Origin of the sequence: Streptomyces sp. NPDC047022 (genome assembly GCF_040644155.1) — a bacterium.
In the GTDB taxonomy this organism is placed as follows: domain Bacteria; phylum Actinomycetota; class Actinomycetes; order Streptomycetales; family Streptomycetaceae; genus Streptomyces.
Genome location: NZ_JBEYVV010000094.1, coordinates 1 through 1,937 on the forward strand (window position 1 = coordinate 1; position 1,937 = coordinate 1,937).

At 71.3% G+C, this 1,937-nt stretch carries 1 protein-coding gene; it reads right to left on the reverse strand.

Annotated elements, in window-relative coordinates; all coding sequences use genetic code 11:
- Positions 1 to 1,937, reverse strand: a 1,937-nt coding sequence (locus tag ABZ845_RS31890) for an AMP-binding protein (RefSeq protein WP_360987030.1), incomplete at both ends; no start/stop codon positions are given.

Genomic DNA, 1,937 nt, shown 5'->3' on the forward strand with positions numbered 1-1,937 from the left:
GTACACCTCCTGCATCCAGGCGAGCCGGTTCACCACACCCTCGTGCGCCACCACCACACCCTTGGGACGACCCGTCGAGCCCGAAGTGAAGATCACATAGGCCGGTTGCCCCGGCCTCACGTCCACCATCGGCGTCGCAGGGGACTCCGCCGCGATCCGGGCATCGTCCACCAGCACCCGCTCCACCTCGACCGGCAGCACCCCGGCCAGCGCCTCCGATGTCACCACGCACACCGCGTCGGCATCCGCCAGCGTCAGCGCGATCCGCTCCGCCGGATACTCGGGATCCACCGGCAGATACGCGCCTCCCGCCTTCACCACGCCCAAAAGCGCAACCACCAGCTCCACCGAACGCTCCAGGCACACCCCCACCACCGACTCCGCGGCAACCCCACACCTCATCAGGTGCCGCGCGAGCCGGTTCGCCCGTGCATCCAGCTCCGCATACGAGACCTCGATCCCGTCGCAAACCAGCGCGACCGCATCCGGTGTCCGCGCCACCTGCGCCGCGAGCAACTCCACCAACGTCGCATCCGGAACCACGGCGCCGGTGTCGTTCCACTGCGCCACGACCTGGCGACGCTCATCGGCGTCCAGCACCGGTATGGCTCTAAGCTCGGTGTGCGGGGCCTCTGCCAGCGCTGTCACCAGGTTGTCCAGGCAGGTGTGGAGCAGTGCGCCCACCCGCACGGCGTCGGCGGGGGCCACCGCGTCAACGGTCAGTCGGAACCCGGTTCCGTCGTCGTCCACGGCGACGTCCAGCGGATAGTTGGTGCGCCCCTCGCCCGACAGCACACGGATACCGTCGAGACCGAGACCCGACTGCTCGTCGGTCGGCTTGCTGTGGCGGTAGTTGAAGAGCGCAGTGAACAGCGGGCTGGCTCCCGACACGCCGCTGGCCTGCTGGGCCAGCGCCAGGGGGGCGTGCTCGTGCACCAGCAGCTCCGCCATCTGCTGCCGCAGACCGGCCAGGGCCGCGTCCACCGCCGACGCGTTCACCCCGACCCGCACGGGCAAGGTGTTGACGAAGAGACCCGGCACCCGGTCGGCGCCGGCTCCGGCGTTCATCCGCCCGAACAGCACGGTGCCGAACACCACGTCGTCCCGGCCGCTGACCGCCGCCAGCACCCTCGCGCACGCCAGGTGGAAGACAGTGGCCGCGCTCACGCCGAGCCCGCGCGCCACGCTGCGCACCCGGGCCGCCAGCTCGTCCTGGACCGGCAGCTGCGCGCGGATCGAGCCGACGCCGTCGCCGTGCACGTCCAGCAGCCCGTACGGCGCGGTGGTCTCCTCGACATCGCCGAGCAGGCCGGCGAAGTACCGCTCGTGTTCCTCGCGCGGCACACCGAGGCGGGCCTGTGCCACGAAGTCGCGGAACGGCACCGGCTCCGGCAGGGCGTCCGTCTGGCCCTCCAGGAATGCCCGGACCTCGCCGAGCATGACCTCCATCGCCGTGTGGTCCTGCACCACGTGGTGACTGTGCAGGAGGGCGAGCCACTGGTCGCTGCCCGGGTCGGCCGCGACGTGCAGCCGCAGCAGAGGGGCTGTGCTCAGGTCCATCCGGCGGCCACCCGCCTGGAGCAGCTGAGCCACGGGGTCGCCCGGACCGTCCAGCACGACGTCATGGACCGGCAGCTGGACCTGCCGCAAGACCACCTGAACCGGTTCGCGCAGCCCTTCCCAGACGATGGCGGTGCGGTAGATGTCATGCCGGTCCACCACCCACTGCAGGGCCGCCACGAAGGCGTCCAGGCGCGCCCGGGAGTCGAACGCGAGCACGGTGGGCACCGCGTAGACATCCGCGTGCGCCTCCGCCTCGCCGCCCTCCTCGTCCTGGGTCGCCATCAGGTGGTGGAAGAAGATCCCTTCCTGGAGTGGGGCGAGGGGGTAGACGTCCTGCACGTTGGCCACGCCGCCCTCGACCGCCGCCACCACCC